We start from the raw sequence: 18,987 nt of genomic DNA on the forward strand, positions 1-18,987 counted from the left end.
TTCATCAAATACGCTCATGCGAATGCATGAAACACGCCACCTTCATAACCGGAGATATTCCGGGGAGACCTGAAATGTTCCGATATAGCAATTATTTTCTTCTGTGCGGCACCGCTCTTGCCATGACGCTTTCCGTCTTTACGGCAACATCTGTCGCGGCCCCAATCACAAAGGGCGCAGTTCACAAACATGCGTCTCACCCCAAAGCTGGGACAACTGTAAAAAAGCCTGTGTTGTCTCCCGTTCAGCATAATCGCAAGGCCATGCAATCTTCGCAACCTGAGACGATTATGGTTCGGCAGACGAGAAACGTGTTTGGGCAGGCGGCGAGACAGAAGCAGGGCGTTTCAGTCACTCATATCGATGCTGCGGATCTTGCAAGGCATCAGGTGACGGATGTTAAAGGTCTGATGAATCTTGCACCCAATCTCACAGTGCAGCCTCAAGGTGCGAGTTCCAGTGTCAATTTTACATTGCGTGGTGTGGGGTTAAATGATTTTACCTCCAACAATACGCCATCCGTCATGACCTATGTGGACGGCGTAGCTTTGCCTATTGGATATATGGCAGGCGCTGCGATGTTTGATATGGCGGGTGTGGATGTCACCAATGGGCCATCGGGTTACACGCACGGACAAACCGTGACAGCAGGTGAGATCAACGTTCAAACGGCGGACCCGACGAAGGCGCTTCACTATGGTGCGTCTGAAGACATTGCGACCTATAATCGCAGCATTACCAACCTTTACGTATCCGGCCCCATCACCTCCAACGTGCAATACCGGATTGCTGGTTTTACTCAGCAGGGGGGAGGCTTTCAGAAGAATATTAACACAGGCCAGACTTTGGGAAATGCCAACAAAGGCGGTTTGCGTGCAAAGGTTGCCTGGCAGCCTGACGATAAGACGAACATCGTTTTTAGTGGGAACTGGATGCAGGATAATTCCCAGGCTACTGGCGTTTATAATATTCAGGACCTATCGAGAAATACGCCAGCTTACAGCAATAACAGGGATACCTCGTGGGGCTTTCGCCCGGAATTTCTCAAGTTGTCAGGCAATGAGGGACAGACCAAACCATCTTATAACAACACCTTCTGGGGGGCAGGCGTTAATATCACGCGGAACCTAGGATTTGCGAACCTGACAACCATTAGCGCATTCCAGCAGATGTACGTTCATAATCTCATGGATCTGGATGGCACGCGCTATGCAATCTATGACGTGGACGTCAACACGAACGCCAATATGTTCTCTCAGGAGGTCAAGTTAGCATCGCGTAACTCACAGTCACGCCTTCAGTGGACGGTGGGGATGTATTATGACCGCACGCAAATGCGTTCTTCCATTTTTAATGATTATTCCCAGTCCGGGTCCCGGCCTTATGTGCAGCGGACCAGCTATAATCAGGATCAGCAGGCGTTCAGTCAGTATGGCCATTTGCGCTTTGCCCTTACCAAGCGGCTGCATCTTCAGGCGGCCCTGACGCATGAATCCGATGACCGTACGCTCTACAATATGCGGACTATGCGGTATAACACTCCGGCGTATCCAACGCCTTTTGACAACCGGTATGGCCGACATGGTGCTCTGACCAATCAGTTTTCCGGAATGGGTGGCATTGAATATCAGGCGTTCAATAATCTGATGTTTTATGGGTCAATTCGGAAAGGGTTCAAGCCGGGCGGGTTCACAGCCAACAATACGGTTGTTGACTCGCAGCTTAATCCAACAAAGCCGGAATCCCTTCTGGCTTACGAAATTGGTTTTAAGTCCGACTATATGCATCATAAGCTGCGTATTAACGGCGATGCGTTCTGGTACGATTATCATAATCAGCAGATGGTTGGGCTAGCCGTTATCCCACGTTATGGCGTGGTCGGCCAGTACGTCAACATTCCCAAGAGCCGTATCTGGGGCGTGGAGATGGAGATTGATGCCAACCCGATCGCGGGGTTGGTCCTGCACCAACATATTGGATACGAGCGCGGGAATTATAAGGATTTCAACGCTATCGACTCAACGGCTGTCGCTCTCGCGTACATCAAGACCGGCGTGCTGAGCGCGCAGTACAAGAATTTCAATAACGTCGATATGGGAATTCCGAAGCTGACGCTTGAGGGCTCTGCGTCCTACAAGGTGAAGCTCGGTGAAACATGGGGGCTGACGCCCTATGTCGATTACAGTTACCGCGGATCCCAGTTAAATATTCCTGGGAATAACCTTTACCGGCTGCCAGCTTATTTCCTGCTGGACGCTGGTCTGACGTTCGCACCTAAGAGCGGAAAATGGTCCGTCTCTGCCTACGCAAACAATCTGCTGAACCGCCATTACGACATAACACGGGACACGGGTTTGAATGGTATTTTCGGTGTTCCCGGAACGCCACGCATGGTTGGTGGTCGCCTTAAAGTGGATTTCTGATACAAGTAGACGGATCTCAAAGGGAGTATGTAGGCTAAGCTGCGGAAAGACGAATGGAGTTTGATGAACCCACGCGTTCTCCAGCACGCAGAGCCGTGGACTTACACAACGCCTTTGAGCAGTCGTTTGGTATAATCGCTTGGAGAGTATCCGGTGTTTTTCCTGAAAGCCGCAGCAAAAGCACCGAGACTTTCATAACCTACAGCAGCAGCTACAGAAGTGACGCTTTCGCCGCGCGCCAGTTTTTCCTGAGCGCTCAGAATACGCAACCTCTGGCGCCAGGTCGAAAAAGACATGCCGGTATCAGCGGTAAAATGGCGCACGAAAGAGCGGAGTGACATCCCGGCCAGCTTTGCCCAGTCCTGCTGCTCTCGTGTATCGGCCGGATGAATGCTCAATGCTTCTGTCACTTGCTTCAACCTTACGTCTTTGGGGGCTGGTAGTGTTACCGAACAACGAGGAATAGACAGAAGTTCATCCCAAAAGCTTGTAGCCAATCGAGTGGTACGGTCGTCCCATGTACTGCTGATGATAGCTACTGACAGACGTTCCGCCTGAGCTGTTATCAGACGTGTGCTGTCTGCAATAAAAGGTTTGGTGGGGAGAGAAATGCATCTGTCTTCTCTGAGATAGAAACTCCAGCCCGAAATCGCACCATGGGAGCACGCTTCATGATTGGTTTTTGGTGGAACCCAGAGAAATTGTCCTGGACCGATCAGCCAGTACGACTCTTCAGTTTTTATGATCATAACCCCGCGCTCTACTCCAATAATTTGACCGGTTTTGTGGATGTGAAGGTCGGTCACGCGACGTTGGGGCTGACTGATATGCCTGGTTGTTAGCCAAGGACAAGCGATATTGGCGGAGTGCATATGTAGGCCCGACTAAGAAATTTTGGCGTATAACAGTTGTATTATGGCGCATTCCCGAGAGTGCGCCACATTTTCCTACGTTAAAGTCTCTGTGTTGGATGCCACAAGACCAAAGGAAGTTTTCATGTCATTGAGACATCACGAGCGGACGATCCGCCAAATGTTCTCTACGTTTACGGATTTTAACTCAGAGATCAGCGCGCTCTCTGATTTTATGACACCAGATTATCGACAGCGTGTTGATGGAAATGAGATGACGCTGGACGCCTTCCTAAGGCATGCGAATGCTCTAAGAAGCGGCCTCCATAGGCTGGAAATCAGTATTAAGCATGTCGTCTGTGAGGGTGATAGGGCAGCTACTGTCCATTTGGCGCGTGCTATACGCCACTCTGGTGAGTGTAGTCTGATTAAGGTTATCGCTTTTTATGAATTTCGTGAGGAGCGTATCTGCCTCGTGGATGAACTGACGCATGTTCTTGAGGGTGGACAGAACGATAAAACGCTTGGATCGCTACAGTAATGGGTTGTTATGATATTTCAATCACTATCAGGAGGTGTTATTTATGGCTGCTGCTTGTTTCTGGTGGCGCGCAGTCATGGAGATATTACAGGCTAGAAGGGGGCCGCAATGACATGGGACCGGTCGGTTATGATCTCCGCTGTTTTTATAGCTCTTTGAAAAAAGCGAGACTGTAATGCAAGTTGAGAGTTCCGCGAGGAGGCTGTCAAACACGACGATCTTCTTTTTAGTTCTCCGTAATATCGGCATCACCTTGTTTGAGGGGTTTATTTTTCAACCTCGTCATTGTCGTCGTCAAACTTTCGAAGTGGTAGAGTGCAGATAATGTTTTCACATTAAATTCTCTCCACAAAAAAACACACTAAAAACAGTTGGTTATAAAGAGGCTTTCTTCCAAACACTTTCTTTGAAAAAATTGTACGCATTGGGTGGTCATATTTTCCTGTTATTGTCTTCAATTGTACCCATTTTTTAGCATATCATTCACCTCCTGTAATTTGCATACCGGCGGTAAAAGGCGAACAATGTGCCTCAAAGAATGGGGGCCAATCGACAGAAAGTGTACTGACTTCGACGCCTTGGAACGTTCTAACAGGACAAGGAACAGAATTATGATTGAAAATTTTAATAAGAATGAAATTTACAATAATAAAAACGTCGAAGCTGAAACGATCCTGAAGCATAGACTTTTTGGTATGGTTTTAGGTTTGTTTCTAGCGCATGCATATGTAGCTCTAGCGCTTTATTACACATACATAGATGACAAAAATCATTTCCATACAAGCTGGATGGCTTTGTTCGGTTGCTTTGTTTCATCCATGATATTTTTGTATCATATTGGTATTTCAAAAGCGATTTCTGAAAGAGAAAACGGAGTTTACGGAAAGTATCTCTCTCCTTTCATGTCATCCTCTCTATGGGGTTTCGTTTTATTAGCGATAACCGTCATAACGATTATTCAGGGACAAACTTGGTTTTTGCCATATGAATATCTTGCATGGCCTATGGCATTTGCATCCATATTTGTTGGGTATTTTATCGGGCCAGCGCTCGATCGATTTTTTGAGTTTCTTATGAATTCTTCCAGAAGATAATTAAGAATTCCATAAATGCAGAATAAAAAAATATTAGATAGGTGGAGTGAATATACGGCCCAATATAATGGGCCTATGTACCTTGCAATTGTAGAAGCTCTGGCATCGTCAATTCGAGAGGGGGTCATTCACGGTGCTGAAAGACTTCCTACCCAGAGAGATATAGCTTCTGCGCTTGGGACAAATCTTACAACTGTGACGCGAGCATTCAGAGAGGCGCATCGCCGTGGGCTCATTAATGCAACGGTTGGGCGAGGAACCTTTGTAAGGATGGGAGCTGAAGTCAGTCACTGGCGCTCTCCCAAAGCGGCGATTGTTGATATGACGATGAATCTGCCGCCAATACCGCAAAATCCGCCACTTCAGCGCATTATGCAGCGTGATCTTGCTGCACTTTTGAAAAAGCAGGATATCGCCAATCTTATGTCCTACCGCGTCACAGGGGGAACATTGGAAGAGCGCCAACAAGCGGTAAAATGGATTGAACCCGTTATGGGATCAAGGCGCCCAGATGATGTGTTGGTTGTCCCTGGTGCACAGACGGCTTTGGCGGCAGCCATGAGTATTCTGGCAGGTCCGGGAGATATAATATTAGCTGACCGTATTACCTATTCTGGAATACGCACTGTCGCAGATCAACTCGGTCTTATCTTGGTCGGGGTAGATGGTGATGAAAACGGGTTTCTACCTGAGCAGCTGGAAACGGCCTGCCGACAATATCGACCAAAAGCCATATATTGTATTCCTGCTATTCAAAATCCGACGACGGTGACGATGTCATTGGAACGCCGTAAGCAGGTCTTAAGGATTGCTCATGACAACCGTTTGTATGTCGTAGAAGATGATCCCTACAGCTTGTTGTATGATAATCCCATTCCTGCACTGGCTGCGCTTGATCATGGCCGAGTGATCTATGTGTCGACGTTGGCAAAGGTACTGAGCCCAGGCTTGAGAACAGCCTATGTTGCACTGCCAAACGCTGAAATGACCAGACGTTTTGCTATAGCAGTCCGCGCATTTGCTCTGACAAATGCGGGACTATTGAGTGCACTGACATTGCGATGGATGCAGACAGGGCAGTCGAAAGAGATATTAGTATCGATTAAGCAGGAATTACGCCTCAGACAGTCTATTGCCCGAAAAATTTTGGGAGATGGTCATGGGATGGACCCGAATGGCCCCCATGTGTGGCTAAAGTTGCCTGCGTGGTGGAGTAGCGTGGATTTTGTATCATATGCGCGCCATCGTGGTATTGCACTGGTCCCGAGTAACGTTTTTTCCGTGGACAGTGATGCTCCCCAAAGAGCTAGAATTTCTCTTGGGAGTATCGCTAATATTTCCAACCTTGAAAATTCATTGCATGATATTGTTACTATTCTTAGTCACAAGAGATCTACGGATTTCCTGTCTATCGTATAAATCGAAAAAGCAGGAATTTCCTTGCTCGCGCAATTTACCCAGCAAAAACTTTTTTCAATATTCCGGGAGGTGGCCGGTGTAAGCCTGTCCTCTCTCGATGGTGATCGTGGTCTCATACCTGAACCGGGGTAGCATGCCGAAAGCAACAGAGGGCTTATGCTCAAGTGCTTGATCATGATCATTCAGTTGTGCCCGACTACAAATGCGGCAGCCTTGACCTGCTTTTCAAGAAACAGACACCGTCGTCAACGGATGGTGGAAGCAAGCGCGCATTCACTCCCGATAAGGCGAGATGTGACAAATGCACATCATTGAATGTCACATCTAAGCCAGAAATAACATTAATATCATCGAAATATGAAAATACTCACTTTTACGATGTTCCGTTAGGTGCTGTAACGTTAAAGACACCCCTCCCGAATGACCCTGCTCACGGACGGAAGAAGACCCTATGACGCAGTCCCTTGATGTTTCACGACGGCTCAGCGGAGAAGCGCTGACCAATTTCATTGCAACCATCTCTGCAACGGGTGGTCTGCTTTTCGGATATGATACGGGAATCATATCCTCGGCGCTTTTGCAGATACGTGAGCAGTTTCATCTCGACACAATCGGGTCGGAGATTGTGACCTCTGCCATCATTCTCGGCGCGTTGATTGGCTGTCTTGGTGCAGGTAGCATTTCTGACCGGTTTGGTCGTCGTCGGACTGTGATGCTTGCTGCCGCTTTGTTTCTGGTTGGAACAGCATTGGCATCGGCGGCCCAAGGGGTCACGGTACTTATCGTCTCGCGTCTGATTCTAGGGCTTGCGATCGGCGCGGCGTCCCAGATTGTCCCGATCTACATTGCAGAAATTTCGCCGCCGAACCGTCGCGGACGACTGGTTGTTGGTTTCCAGCTTGCGATTGTATCGGGCGTTACGATTTCCTTCCTGACTGGCTACTTCCTGCGAGACAGCAGCTGGCGGATCATGTTCGGCATCGGCATGCTGCCTGCACTGATCCTTTTTGTTGGGATGGGATTTCTGCCAAACAGCCCACGGTGGTTAGCGCTTAAAGGGCGGACGGATGAAGCTCTGGCTGTCCTGCGTCGCGTACGGCCTTCAGAAGAAGTGGCCCAGAATGAACTTCAGGCCATCATAGACAACCATGACGAGCAGGCTCCCTGGTCTGAACTCGCCAAGCCTTGGGTTCGTCCGGCTCTTATTGCTTCTGTTGGTATCGCTCTGCTGTGTCAGCTAACGGGTATCAACGCGGTTCTATACTATGCCCCAACCATTTTTGCAGATGCCGGGTTTGGTCAGGAATCTGCGCTTTTGACGTCAGTTGCTGTTGGCCTGGCGATGGTCTGCGCTACGATCTTCGGTGGCTGGGCTGTTGATAACTGGGGCCGCCGGACGCTGATTCTACGCCTGCTGCCCGGTGCAGTTATTTCCCTGATTGTGCTCGGAGCAATGTTTGCGCTGCACATGAAAGGCGGTGCTGGCGCATGGATTACGGTTCTGGCGATCATGGGTTACACGATCTGCAACACGGGTAGCTTGTCAGTTGCAGTCTGGCTGGTTGGCGCTGAGGTTTATCCGCTGTCCTGCCGTGGCAAGGGCATGAGCCTTGTTGCGGGCAGCCATTGGGGGGCAGATCTGCTGATCTCTCTGACAACCCTGTCTCTTGTTGAGGGTTTGGGCGCACACATGACGTTCTGGCTTTTCGCTCTCGTCAATGCAGGCGCCTTTCTGTTCGTGCTGCGTTATGTGCCGGAGACCAAAGGCCAGTCCTTGGAACAGCTTGAAAAGAGCCTTCGGAATGGAACTTTTGCTCCCGTTCACAAGTCCTGAAAGCTGAACGTATTACTTTTGACGCGAAAAACCGGCCTTTCAAAGAGGTCGGTTTTTTTTTGTGCACGTTTAGAGTCGGCCGATTGAACTGTAATCAAAGCCGGCGGCCCGCATGCTTGCAGGGTCCCAGATGTTTCTCAAATCCGCAATGGCTTTTCCGCGCATGGCTTTGCTCAGGCGTTCCGGGTCAATGGCGCGGAATACGTTCCATTCCGTGAGAACGACCAGAATGTCAGCGTTGGTCGCTGCTTCCAGCGCGTCTCCGCAATAGACAACCCCGTCAGGCAGGAGCGAGCGTGCAGCTTCCATTCCCTCAGGATCGAAGGCCTGAATCCGGGCTCCTGCTTCATGCAGATGGGTAAGGATAGGCAAAGAAGCTGCCTCGCGCATATCGTCGGTATCTGGCTTGAACGTTAGGCCCAGAACTCCCACCGTCTTGTCTTGGACAGTACCACCAGCCTGAGCAATGATGCGTTCCGCCATGCGACTTTTGCGGTCTTCGTTTACGGCGACGGTGGCTTCGACCAAACGGGATGGGGCTCCTGCATCATTTGCGATGGCTGTTAGAGCGCGTGTATCCTTCGGGAAGCAGGACCCCCCATAACCCGGGCCCGGATGCAGAAAACGCCCGCCAATGCGTTGATCCAGACCCATGCCACGCGCAACATCATGGACATTGCCTCCCACTTTTTCGCAAAGATCAGCCATCTCGTTGATGAAGGTGACTTTCATGGCGAGAAAGGCATTTGCGGCGTATTTGGTGAGTTCCGCCGTTTCGAGGTCTGTAATGACGATAGGCGCTTCAATCAGATGCAGGGGGCGATAGACTTCACGCATGATCCTTGTCGCACGTTCGCCTTCGTCGGAACCGGATGTATCAATCCCGATGATCACGCGATCCGGGCGCATGAAATCTCCGATAGCGTTACCTTCTCGGAGGAATTCAGGATTTGATGCGACGTCAAACGTGAGCTCAGGGCGCGTTTCCCTTAGAATTCGTGCAACTTCACGGCCTGTTCCAACCGGAACCGTAGATTTCGTGACGACGAGCAGGCCCTCTTTGGCAGAGCGGGCGATTTCTTCCGTTGCTGCATAGACGTAGGTCAGGTCTGCGTGGCCGTCGCCGCGCCGGGTCGGGGTGCCAACGGCGATAAAGACGGCGTCTGCACCATTGATAGCGGTTGACAGATCATCCCCAAATGTAAGGCGGCCGGTCTCGGTATTCTTGGCGACAATAGCGTCCAAACCGGGCTCATAAATGGGAATACGGCCCTCACGCAGGGCTGCCAGTTTCTTGGGGTCCCGCTCGACAACGGCTACATCTGAACCGAATTCGGCAAAGCATGCACCGGAAACCAGCCCGACGTAACCACCACCGATCATTGCTATACGCATAACAGAAACTCTCCAGGCGCTATGCGGTCTGCATAACCTGCGTACATTGACGGAGCAAATTGAGGCCGCTCCACGAACTAGGATGATGTGTCATTGCGTGGGGCGGGCGCAGGCATTGGAAGATGCAAAGGATCGGAGGGCAGCAGGCAGAACAGTCAGCTCGTTGGAGTCAGCCAAAAGATCACGCCCTTTCTTCGACCACTTCGCAATGCTCAGATCGGGACTGTCAAACCGTCCACTGACACGTACGGGGATATCGAGTGCAAAGAAACTCGTGGAGAACGGCCGGCTCGCAAACACAAGGTCCAACCATCGGCGGTTTAAATCAAAATCTGCCTTCGCGGCCAGAACACCGGCGCTGGTCTTCAGTCGGAGGGGAACAACTTTTCCGATCCCCTGATGCATCTCCAGAACACCCAGCATGCAGGTGATCGGTGTGGTCCCTTTTGCATGACGGAACAGGAGCCGAAGATCCATGGACGCGGCTTCCACGATCTCTCGGGCAATTTCTCCTTTTTCCATACTGACCGCTGCGACCAGATCAGCTTTCCGTGTGGCCTCGTTCAGGGTGCGGACATTATTCGCCGAAGCAATGATGCGGATCGACAGGCTGCCTTTTACCGGAACTGGGGCTAGACCCGCAGTACGGCGAAGGCGGTCAATGTCGCCATGGGAGAGAGCGATGTTTGCCGTAACACGGGAGCGGCCGCCTTGATCTTCCATGTGTCCGTTGGCCTGAAGTCCCGCTCCCAGATAGCCTAGTGCGAGGGTGCTGACATCAATGCGGCCAGGTGTCTGAGACGCGTCCAGCTTCAACTTGGCAAACGTCAGAGTGTTGTAAAGGATCTCATCAGCAGTGAGTTTGACGTGCAGAACCGGGTCAGGTTTTGCGGGGGCAATCAGGGGGATATCGGTTGGCCCAGAGGATTTTCCGGATGAGAGTGCTTTATTGAGGTCATTAAGATCTACCCGGCCCAAATTCAGGTCTGTGGAAATGATATCGGGCTTTCCTTTGCCACCTTCGTTCAGATCAAAGGTGCCACTTTTGATTTTGGTGCTTTGGAAGTTTCCCGTGGTATTGGTGAGATGCCAGTTGTCTCCGGCATGACTGAAGGTGCCATTAAGAGTCAGGGGAATAACGGGATGGGTGTCTGATAGCCCTGCCAGCGCAAAAATTGGCGCAGAGGTCGGCGTGGAAAGGGTAATATTGCCTTTCACGCCCTCAAAGTTCAGAGCATCCGTGAGGGTGCCATCAAAATCGATAGCAAGATCCCCGGACGTAACATGGGCTTTTGCCCCATATGGCTCTGGGGCGCGACGTAGGACCTTGAGGGGCTGCATGGTGGCATCGAGCGTGACGGGTGTGCCGTTGTATGCGCCCTGAAAAGCCATGCTCAGGGGAGACGCATCATTTTCGGACTGAAAAGTCACATGCTGCATGGTGACTTGGTAAGAGGCGCCCTTTGCGGAGCGATAAGTAACATCGCTCTCGTTAATTGTGGCGTTGCGAAGTCCTGGGAACCAGCTCAGGTCAGGCTTGTCCGAAGGTGGCGGTTGGGTATCTGCGGTATCGGAAGTCTTATGGGACTTGAAGCGCCAGTTAGGTGTTCGGTCTGGGGTTCTTTCAAAGAGACCTGAGAAATGGTCAATCGTGACATCGCGTGTTTCAAGTGGCCCATGCAGAAGCGAGGTTAGCCGTATTCGGGCATGCAGGGCGCCTACACTCACCATATCTGGTCGACTGCCGCCGGGAATATTGGCCAGATGCAGGTCCTTGGCGTCTATCGTGATCCACTGGCCAGGGCTGAGGCGTAATGAGCCGATTTTGACCGTTCGACCCGTGGCTTTTTCAAGCTTCTGTGTTGCAAGCGCCGAGAAATCTTTCTGGTCGATCCAGAGCCAGCCGCCTCCGATGATCGCACTGCAAACGACAAGAAAGCCGAGGAACGCTCCAAGAAGCCATTTCAACAAGAGAAAGTCTTTCCAAATACCGAATATAAAATTCTATAATAACTGGAAGATCTCTGGAGTGGGAGAGTTCGTCTGGAAAAAATAATTTTCCAGAACATTTCATTGGGTTTCAGGTGAATGCTGTTCAGAATGTTGACTGAATGCGCCCGACGACCGCATCGCCGTTGCGACCATAGAGGTTAACGGTGGCGGAAGAACGACTGACGATGAAGTGGTTATAGTCCAGCATGAATTTAAAATAGCGGTTGGGATACCAGCTTAGGCCCGTTGCCCAGACAGTCTGCTGTCCGCCACGGACGCCATCTGCATCTCCTATGCGGCTGTTGAGATCAGCGACGCTATAACGGGCTGCAATTTCCAGAGCTCCCCAACGATCATGCAGGGGATCAAATTCCTGATCCGGAGAGACGCCGGGGGCAAGGAAACCTCCTTCCTGGATGCTGTAACGCCGTGGGTTTCCAAAGAGCGTGTATCCAACAGCACCATACCACCCCTGGAATCCGAGTGAGGGTAAACCCTCTGTGCGTTCAACGCCGATGCGATAATACTCAGCCTTTATCAGAAGTCGTTTCCAGCGCAGCGCGAACTCCGGCCCTGCTGACCAGAGTTGAGCAACATTATTGATGGCGCCCGTCGTCATAAGGATGGACTCGCCCAGATTGATTTCCGGGCGTTGGGCAAACGTATAACTGCGGCCTGTCGTGCTCTTGGCAACCTTGAAAGATGCGATGGAGGAGATGCCGACATGCATGTCCACGTCTTTGGTTACAACTGGGCGGCCTGCGACACGGAAGGTTCCACCTGTCTGACTATCCGTGATCTCGTCCCCGACAGAGGCATAATATCCGCGCTCGTTGCGATTGCCCCATTCCTGCCCGGTGAAGTACCCCCCAATCCACCAGCGATCGGCATAGTGCATACCTCCCACGCTGAATCTGGCATCGTTGGCGGCAATCGTGCGAACAAGGTCAATGATTGCAGGGCGCTCAACAAACATGAAGTCGTTCGAGCTCTCTGCATCTTCTTCCGTTACACGGGGTTGAAAATATCCAACGGTCAGGACGGTATTATGCAGCCCTGCGTAGTTTATGTTGGCTTCGTAAAGGCCAACCTGACCATCATGGTTGCCATGCCCGAAGTCAGGTGTGACGTTTGCAACCCAGTCCTTGTAGCGGAAGGTAAACGGAATCCGGAGGCGTCTACTGTTGGATGTAAAGCTGTTGAAATTGCCTCGTTCTTCGCCATTTCTGTGCGAAATGCTTGGGAAGCCGCCAAAATCTTCCTGAAACGCTAAACCAATGGACAAAGAATAGGCGCCATCAGCTGTCTTGAATGTCGGACGCCCGTTGGGGAAGCCAATCTTGATTCCTCCGACGCTGACTTCCTCATCCTGAGCGGTAGCGGCCTGGAAATCCTGCCAGGAGGTCACGATGCCTCGGTCTGATGGCGGCGTGTCTTGCGGATGGACGCCTGGCCGATGGATTGTCAGTGGAGCAATGGCAGGCATGACCTGAAGAAGCGGAGGCGGCGGAAGAAAGCTTGCGCGCTGCCTGTAGGGATTTGCTTCTGTTTCTTCGCGCTGGTGTGCCAGAACGGCCCGAGCCTGTCTGAGTTCTTCGTTTCGCTCTTTCCGGAGTTTCTGGACCTCCGCCTGCATTGCCCTGAGCTGGCGCTCCATGATTTCCAGTCTGTCGGCAGCGAAAACGGGGAAAGTGGAAGCAAGAGACAGTAAAAACGTTGCTGTTGCTAGAAAACTCAGGCGGGGCAAAGAGACAATCATAAGCGAAAGGGCGTCCTGGAAAGGCAGCTCATCTGTCGGGGCCAAGATCGCAGGCATACTGCAAGCGAGGATTTTCTGTTTAGACAGAAATCACAATGAGGTGCGTATCATTGTGCGACAAATAGAGGGCTACGGTGGACGAGACTGTTTCTTGTCTGATGCTCGATCAATGGAAAAGGCGGGGGCATGCTCCATGACCCGCCCCGCCTGAAAAATGGTGAAGTGTTAGAAACCAGCCTGAATTCGGGCTGCAATCGAGTTGCCACTGCGGCCGTACAGGTTGGTCGCCTGCATGCTGCGAGACACGATGAAGTGGCTGTAGTCCAGCATGAGGCGGAAATGGCGATTGGGATACCAGTTCAGGCCGCCGGTCCAGACTGTTTGCTGACCACCGCGAATGACATTCTTGGCGTTTGCATCATTCAGGCCACTATTGAGGTCAATGACACTGTAGTGGCCGACGACTTCAAGAGCTCCCCATTGATCGAGCGCCGGATTGAATTCCTCGTTAGCCTTTACGCCGGGACCACCAAAAGCGCCTTCCTTGATGTTGTACATGCGAGGATCACCGAAGATTGTATAGGCTGCTGACCCGTACCAGCCTTGAAACCCTGCGGATTTCAGACCAGGGCCAGAACGCTCGACGCCAACGTGATAGTACTCACCTTTAACAATCAGGCGTTTCCAGCGGATGCCCAGTTCGGGGCCAGCAGCCCAGACCTGGGCAGCATTTGTGATTCCTCCTGTTGCCGCGAGATTAGCCTCTCCAATGTCGAATTCAGGGCGCTGGCCGAAGGATGTTGACCGTGTACAATGGTTTGCATCTGCTCCTGTATTGCAGGGAACCTTGAAGGCTGAAATGGCAGACGCTCCAACATGGACGTCCACGTCCTTTGTGACCACAGGTCGGCCAGCGACACGGAGTGTGGCGCCCGTCTGACTATCAACGGTATTGGCGTTGCCGCCGCCATAATAGGTGCTGCCGTTGTCAGAGGCGTTGCGGTGTCCCCATTCCTGGCCCGTAAAGTACCCGGCAACCCACCAACGCTTTTCATAATGCAGCCCACCAACACTGAAACGGGCATCGCCAGCAGCGATGTTGCGGACCATGTCAGTGATGCTCGGACGTTCAAGTGTGAAGAAGTCGTTCGAGCTTTCGGAATCTTCCTCCGTCACGCGAGGCTGGAAGTAACCAGCAGTCAGGACTGTGTTGCGAAAACCTGTGTAGTTCAGGTTGCCCTCGTACAGGCCGACATAACCATCATTATGGTTCGCCCCAAAATCAGGCGTAACGGCTGCAACCCAGTTCTTGTAGCGGAACATGAACGGGATACGCAGGCGTCGCAGATTGGAAGTAAAGCTGTTGAAAGCACCACGGCTTTCGCCTGCCCGTGGGCCTGCATTGAAGAATCCGCCAAAGTCTTCATGGAAGGCCAGTCCAATGGAGAAAGCATACGCGCCATCGGAAGACTGAATGGTTGGACGGCCTTTGGGAAAGCCAATTTTCACGCCACCAACCGTGACTTCCTCGTCCTGAGACGTCGCGCGCTGGAAGTCGGCCCATGAACTGACATCTGCACGGTCCGAAGCCGCACGGCCACTGTCCGGACTACCAGTCCCTTGGCGAACAGTGATTAGGGGGGTAGTGGGTTGTGGTGGGGAGCCAATATAGCGGCTACGTTGATTGTAAGGGTTATTTTCCGCTTCTTCACGCTGACGGGCAAGGACGGCTCTGGCTCGCTTGATCTCGTCGTTATGCTCTTTCTTCAGGGCATTCAACTGCGCCTGCATCGCGTGAATCTGGCGTTCCATGATTTCCATCTGGTCAGCCGCATGGGCATGACCAACGAACGTTCCAAAAGACATCAGGGTCGAAGTCGCCAGAAGGGCTGTTGCTCTTCGAACAGAAAAAGTCATTGCCGTGGTGCATCCTTGCATGAATGGCAGGTGATCCACAGCGGAGGTATCTGATTTCGTTTTTTGAAGAGTGGGAAGGTTTCATGACGGTAAAAAGACTCATTTATGACAAACCCTGTCATGTCTTTGAAAATGTGTGTCTTTTAGAAACGGGCTGCATTTTCCCATTGTTGAATGCTTTAAGGGGAATGGACCATGGGTGTGTTATTTACGCATCAGGCACTCTGAGCCTGTCATGAAACTATCATGTGCCACCCTCTGTTTCCCTTGGAAGGGTGGGGCTAGTACATAACTCCGTTTACCAATGCCCGGTTAGGGATCATCATGATTAAGAACAAGCTCGCGCTTTTCGGTTTTGTCGCAATGACGGCCCTTGGTTCTGTCTCGCTGTCTTCTGCCCGTGCTGAGGAGATTACGGGTGCAGGCTCCAGCTTCGCAGCCCCCATCTACGAGGCGTGGGGGGCCGCTGCCAAAACTCAGATCGGGGTGAACGTAAATTATCAGAGCGTCGGCTCCAGCGCTGGCCAGGATCAGGTTATTGCCCGGACCGTCGATTTCGGCGCTTCTGACAAGCCGATGGCTGCGGATCGTCTGGCTGCTGAACACCTGTATCAATTCCCGACCGTGATGAGCGGCATTGTCGTCGTTGCCAATGTTCCGGGAATCGAGGCAGGCAGCCTGCATCTGGATGGCCCGACGCTTGCCGCTCTGTACGATGGCGACATCACGGAGTGGGATGATGATCGCATCAAGGCTCTGAATCCGGGCTTGAAACTGCCGGAAACAGATGTCGCTCCGGTTCATCGTGCTGATGGTTCGGGCACAAGCTTTGTCTTCACATCCTATCTGTCTCAGGTCTCCCCTGAATGGAAGCAGAAGCTGGGAGCTGGCACGTCAATCGCATGGCCGGGTGGTTCTGGCGCCCGCGGCAATGATGGTGTGGCAGCGATGGTCAAGCAGACGGAAGGTGGCATCGGCTATGTCGAGTATTCCTATGCTGCACAGAATCATCTGAATATTGCCCAGATGAAGAACCATGCCGGCGCATTTATTTCTCCAACGCTTCAGAGTTTTGCTGAAGCTGCGAATGCGGCTGACTGGACCCATGCTGACCATTATGCCGTTAACCTGCTCGATACGGCAGGCGCAGGGGCTTGGCCGATTGTGACGGCAACGTTCGTTCTGGTTCCAACCAACCCGAAGGATGCGAAAGTCGCCAAGGCTGTTCGTGACTTCTTCGCCTGGGGATTTCAGAATGGTGATGCGGACAATGCCCGCCTTGACTATGTCGGCCTCCCCAAAAGCGTGAAGGACAGCGTACTGGCAGGGTGGGGGAAATAATCTTCCGGTCGTCCCTGTTTTCCTGATCGTTTCTGCTTTTTCGGGGATGGTCAGAGCGCATAAAAAGGCGTTGAGTACCAAAGCGGGCTTCTCTTTAATGAGGAGCCCGTTTTCCTGTTTATCGCCCTGCCATGACGTGGTGTACTTTTGTCCACTTCCTCCGCCTCTGATGCCCCTGTAACGACCCTTTCGCCGGTCGTTCGGATTTTGATCGGCCTTATCTTCATTCTCGGACCGGTTTCGACAGATATGTATCTGCCAGCATTTCCCATGCTGGAACATGATCTGGGGCAGGGGGCGGGTTCAGCCCAGTTGACGCTGACAGCCTGGCTCGCCGGGCTCGCAATTGGGCAGTTTACACTCGGCCCACTCTGTGACCGCTATGGCCGTAAATTGCCGCTCCTGCTGGGGCTGGTGGTGTATGTCATCGCTTCCGCTCTTCTGGCGGTGGTCACGAATTTTCACCTATTCTGCATTCTACGTTTCATCGCTGCGATGGGAGGGGCAACAACGTCCGTAGCGCCACGAGCTATGGTACGTGACGTTGCCACTGGGCCGGCTGGCGTGAAGCTGATGTCCCAGTTGATGCTCATCTTTGGTCTGGGGCCGCTTCTGGCGCCATCCATCGGGAGCTTTTTGCTCGATCTGGGCGAGTGGAGACTGATCTTCTGGGTTGGCGCAGGCTTTGGAGTGTTGCTGTTCATTGGAACGTGGTTCCTGCTGCCAGACACGTTTCCACCAGAGAAGCGGTTTGCGCTCCCTTTTACAGGCGTGGTCGCCCGGTATTGGGGCCTGATTACAGAGCCACTGTTCTGCTCTGCTGCCATGGTCGCAAGCTTCGGCACCTTTACGATGTTTGCCTATCTTTCCAATGCACCAGCTCTTTTTGAGGGCATTCTGCATTTCTCGCCGCGCTTGTTCGCCATATTCTTTGGGTTGAACGCTGTAGGCTTTGTCTTGGGGTCACAGATCAACGCACGGATGGCGCAGCGCTTTCTGTTTACCAGAGTCATGGAATACGGAATGCTGGCTGTTCTAACCTTCACACTGCTTGGTGTGCTGGTTTGTTCGCTGGGGCTGGTTGGGCCACAAAATCCCTGGATACTCTGCATCCTGATTTTCTGTACGACGTCGTCGCTCGGATTTGTCGGGCCAAACGCTGGTGTTCTGGCCCTGACGCATCACGGGCATCAGGCAGGAGCAGCATCTGCCCTGATTGGTACACTGAACTGGACCATCGCAGGAGGTGCAGGCGTTTTAATGGCGCTGCTACCGTCACACTGGATCGGGTCCACATCAGTGGGCATGATGATCGGAATCATGGGCTGTTGGATCAGCGACTTGTGGCGTCGTCGTCTGGATCCGAATTCCTACTTGTCCGTTCGTCACTGAAACCCTGCCTGCGAACAGCCAAGGCGTAACCAAAGGCTAAAATTCAGCCTTTGGAAGAAACGCGGTCAGCTGCAACAGTAGCGATCATCAGAGCGCCGATAACAGGCACGAATGCGACCATTGAGAACTGGGCGAGAAGATTGGTTGGCAGGCCGATCAGGTGGATCAGGGTCATGGACGTCATGGAAGTTTTCTCCGTTTTACTTGCCGTTGATGGCGTGGGACGGGAGAAACTCCAGAAACCACTTTCAAAGCAACAAATGAAGATGCGGGATCAGACCTGCGTTTAATGCATAAATCCCTGCCAGAACTTTGCTGCAATTCATGAAATGCACATCCCTGACCTGAAACAGAGATTATTTCACGTTTCAGTTCAGGGGTGTTCTATTGTCGCTTCCCTGGCAATTTAGGGTATCAAAATTTGGGAACGAGCACATTCGCGCAATAAAATTGCGCGAGGCCTCAATTTTTCTTGGGGGACGAAAGAGAAAGCCCGTCGCGTCGTAGCCCGTGCCAACTGAGAAGTGTGTCCGCCAGAAAGAAGAAAAGAGCGCCAACGGTGCAGGCCAGAGCTATGCCGAAAAAGGCTAGCAGCCATGTGGATGTGCTTGCATCGCGCAGCGAGCCGACAAAAAGAGCCATTGCCGCGCCGCAGGTCGAGGCCCCGCCGATGGCGTTGAGCATGATGGCTGCGTCCAGAACGAAGATTCGCCGATGGAGTCTAAGCTCATGAGCGGCCAGTCGTGCCGGTGTATAGAAAGGGTCTGGCGTATCGGTATCAGAAGGCGGAGCGGCCAGTTTTTTTCGCACGTCTTCTAGGTGGTCTGCCACACGGGCAAGACGTGTGTTGAAAACGTTGATCAGTGTTCCAATGCCAGAAAGCATGAAAACCGGCGTCAGCGCGACTTGAATCAGATGGGCGGCACTATCGACCGCATCGGGGTCATAAGAAACAGGGAAAGGCATACCGCTCTCTATACTGTATCTTCCGAGAGCGAAAAGATGGCGTGCTCTGGAAAACATACCCCC

At 52.1% G+C, this 18,987-nt stretch carries 14 protein-coding genes; 7 read left to right on the forward strand and 7 right to left on the reverse strand.

All coding sequences use genetic code 11. From position 1 onward, the window contains the following. Positions 1–74 precede the first annotated feature (74 nt). A complete protein-coding gene (locus tag KP702_RS04885; RefSeq protein WP_202206963.1) occupies positions 75–2,423 on the forward strand; it encodes a TonB-dependent receptor in 2,349 nt (782 codons plus the stop codon). 101 nt (positions 2,424–2,524) lie between these two features. On the opposite strand, the gene KP702_RS04890 is transcribed toward KP702_RS04885, so the two are convergent. Beyond that, the gene (locus tag KP702_RS04890) at positions 2,525–3,295 is read right to left on the reverse strand and encodes an AraC family transcriptional regulator (protein ID WP_202206964.1); all 771 of its coding nucleotides are present in this window, start codon (positions 3,293–3,295) and stop codon (positions 2,525–2,527) included. 124 nt (positions 3,296–3,419) lie between these two features. Here KP702_RS04890 and KP702_RS04895 point away from each other — a divergent pair, with 124 nt between their 5' ends. The 4 genes from KP702_RS04895 to KP702_RS04910 all read left to right on the forward strand — a co-directional run bounded on the left by KP702_RS04895 (position 3,420) and on the right by KP702_RS04910 (position 8,162). Further along, positions 3,420–3,815, forward strand: a complete 396-nt coding sequence (locus tag KP702_RS04895) for a nuclear transport factor 2 family protein (RefSeq protein ID WP_202206965.1) — start codon at positions 3,420–3,422, stop codon at positions 3,813–3,815. A gap of 611 nt (positions 3,816–4,426) precedes the next feature. Continuing rightward, positions 4,427–4,909 carry a hypothetical protein gene (locus KP702_RS04900; protein ID WP_202206966.1) on the forward strand — a complete coding sequence of 161 codons (483 nt, stop codon included), beginning with the start codon at positions 4,427–4,429 and terminating at the stop codon, positions 4,907–4,909. Between the two features lie 15 nt (positions 4,910–4,924). Next, positions 4,925–6,328, forward strand: a complete 1,404-nt coding sequence (locus KP702_RS04905; RefSeq protein WP_202206967.1) for a PLP-dependent aminotransferase family protein — start codon at positions 4,925–4,927, stop codon at positions 6,326–6,328. A gap of 451 nt (positions 6,329–6,779) precedes the next feature. After that, positions 6,780–8,162 (forward strand): sugar porter family MFS transporter, encoded by a 1,383-nt coding sequence (locus tag KP702_RS04910; protein ID WP_215768598.1) that lies wholly within the window; start codon positions 6,780–6,782, stop codon positions 8,160–8,162. 69 nt (positions 8,163–8,231) lie between these two features. Here the strand turns inward: KP702_RS04910 and KP702_RS04915 are convergent, their stop codons facing one another. The 4 genes from KP702_RS04915 to KP702_RS04930 form a co-directional block, all read right to left on the reverse strand. After that, complete coding sequence (locus KP702_RS04915) at positions 8,232–9,545, reverse strand: UDP-glucose/GDP-mannose dehydrogenase family protein (protein ID WP_304599230.1); 1,314 nt, start codon at positions 9,543–9,545, stop codon at positions 8,232–8,234. Positions 9,546–9,647: 102 nt separating this feature from the next. Next, the gene (locus tag KP702_RS04920; RefSeq protein ID WP_237389879.1) at positions 9,648–11,525 is read right to left on the reverse strand and encodes an AsmA-like C-terminal region-containing protein; all 1,878 of its coding nucleotides are present in this window, start codon (positions 11,523–11,525) and stop codon (positions 9,648–9,650) included. 127 nt (positions 11,526–11,652) lie between these two features. Next, positions 11,653–13,308 carry an OprO/OprP family phosphate-selective porin gene (locus KP702_RS04925; RefSeq protein WP_202206970.1) on the reverse strand — a complete coding sequence of 552 codons (1,656 nt, stop codon included), beginning with the start codon at positions 13,306–13,308 and terminating at the stop codon, positions 11,653–11,655. A 225-nt stretch (positions 13,309–13,533) separates the two neighbouring features. Continuing rightward, the gene (locus KP702_RS04930) at positions 13,534–15,225 is read right to left on the reverse strand and encodes an OprO/OprP family phosphate-selective porin (protein WP_202206971.1); all 1,692 of its coding nucleotides are present in this window, start codon (positions 15,223–15,225) and stop codon (positions 13,534–13,536) included. Between the two features lie 324 nt (positions 15,226–15,549). Between KP702_RS04930 and pstS the strand changes: the two genes are divergently transcribed. Beyond that, positions 15,550–16,566: a phosphate ABC transporter substrate-binding protein PstS gene (gene pstS, locus KP702_RS04935; protein WP_215768599.1), complete on the forward strand. Its 1,017-nt coding sequence runs from the start codon at positions 15,550–15,552 to the stop codon at positions 16,564–16,566. A gap of 147 nt (positions 16,567–16,713) precedes the next feature. After that, positions 16,714–17,958: a multidrug effflux MFS transporter gene (locus KP702_RS04940; RefSeq protein WP_202206973.1), complete on the forward strand. Its 1,245-nt coding sequence runs from the start codon at positions 16,714–16,716 to the stop codon at positions 17,956–17,958. Positions 17,959–18,001: 43 nt separating this feature from the next. Here KP702_RS04940 and KP702_RS04945 read toward each other — a convergent pair whose 3' ends face one another. Both KP702_RS04945 and KP702_RS04950 read right to left on the reverse strand, forming a co-directional pair. Further along, complete coding sequence (locus KP702_RS04945) at positions 18,002–18,142, reverse strand: hypothetical protein (RefSeq protein ID WP_157091237.1); 141 nt, start codon at positions 18,140–18,142, stop codon at positions 18,002–18,004. Positions 18,143–18,420: 278 nt separating this feature from the next. Then, positions 18,421–18,924, reverse strand: a complete 504-nt coding sequence (locus KP702_RS04950) for a DUF2721 domain-containing protein (protein WP_202206974.1) — start codon at positions 18,922–18,924, stop codon at positions 18,421–18,423. Positions 18,925–18,987 lie beyond the last annotated feature (63 nt).

The organism is Gluconobacter sp. P5B12, assembly GCF_018812035.1.
GTDB lineage: Bacteria > Pseudomonadota > Alphaproteobacteria > Acetobacterales > Acetobacteraceae > Gluconobacter.

Excerpts from the sequence above, each read along its gene's own strand:
- KP702_RS04930 (WP_202206971.1), bottom strand. The coding sequence starts at position 15,225 with ATGACTTTTTCTGTTCGAAGAGCAACAGCCCTTCTGGCGACTTCGACC.
- KP702_RS04895 (WP_202206965.1), top strand. The coding sequence starts at position 3,420 with ATGTCATTGAGACATCACGAGCGGACGATCCGCCAAATGTTCTCTACG.
- KP702_RS04925 (WP_202206970.1), bottom strand. The coding sequence starts at position 13,308 with ATGATTGTCTCTTTGCCCCGCCTGAGTTTTCTAGCAACAGCAACGTTT.
- KP702_RS04915 (WP_304599230.1), bottom strand. The coding sequence starts at position 9,545 with ATGATCGGTGGTGGTTACGTCGGGCTGGTTTCCGGTGCATGCTTTGCC.
- KP702_RS04945 (WP_157091237.1), bottom strand. The coding sequence starts at position 18,142 with ATGACGTCCATGACCCTGATCCACCTGATCGGCCTGCCAACCAATCTT.
- KP702_RS04900 (WP_202206966.1), top strand. The coding sequence starts at position 4,427 with ATGATTGAAAATTTTAATAAGAATGAAATTTACAATAATAAAAACGTC.
- KP702_RS04950 (WP_202206974.1), bottom strand. The coding sequence starts at position 18,924 with ATGCCTTTCCCTGTTTCTTATGACCCCGATGCGGTCGATAGTGCCGCC.
- pstS (WP_215768599.1), top strand. The coding sequence starts at position 15,550 with ATGATTAAGAACAAGCTCGCGCTTTTCGGTTTTGTCGCAATGACGGCC.
- KP702_RS04910 (WP_215768598.1), top strand. The coding sequence starts at position 6,780 with ATGACGCAGTCCCTTGATGTTTCACGACGGCTCAGCGGAGAAGCGCTG.
- KP702_RS04890 (WP_202206964.1), bottom strand. The coding sequence starts at position 3,295 with ATGCACTCCGCCAATATCGCTTGTCCTTGGCTAACAACCAGGCATATC.
- KP702_RS04885 (WP_202206963.1), top strand. The coding sequence starts at position 75 with ATGTTCCGATATAGCAATTATTTTCTTCTGTGCGGCACCGCTCTTGCC.
- KP702_RS04905 (WP_202206967.1), top strand. The coding sequence starts at position 4,925 with ATGCAGAATAAAAAAATATTAGATAGGTGGAGTGAATATACGGCCCAA.